This is a genomic window from Marinobacter sp., assembly GCF_041984545.1.
Taxonomy (GTDB): Bacteria; Pseudomonadota; Gammaproteobacteria; order Pseudomonadales; family Oleiphilaceae; genus Marinobacter.
On the sequence record NZ_JBHIXV010000110.1, the window covers coordinates 1 to 234 of the forward strand.

A 234-nucleotide genomic window follows, 5' to 3' on the forward strand; every position below is an offset into this window, starting at 1 on the left:
GCCGTGGGGCTGGGCCTTCATTCGGACTTTGAGACCGCCGTGGCAGCCATGACCCGAGTCGGTGATGTGTTCTACCCTCAACCCGAAACACAGGCGCTTTACCAGCAACTCTATTCCGAGGTGTACCTGAAGATGTACCCCCAGCTGCAGTCCCTGTATCAGAAAATCCGGCAGATAACCGGATATCCCAAGTGATTGCCACCAGCGAGATCAACCCGTCCGCAATGTCAGCGA

General features: G+C 56.4%; 1 pseudogene. It reads left to right on the forward strand.

Annotated elements, in window-relative coordinates:
- Positions 1 to 195, forward strand: a pseudogene (locus ACFC20_RS17780) (carbohydrate kinase); the annotation flags it as partial.
- Positions 196 to 234 lie beyond the last annotated feature (39 nt).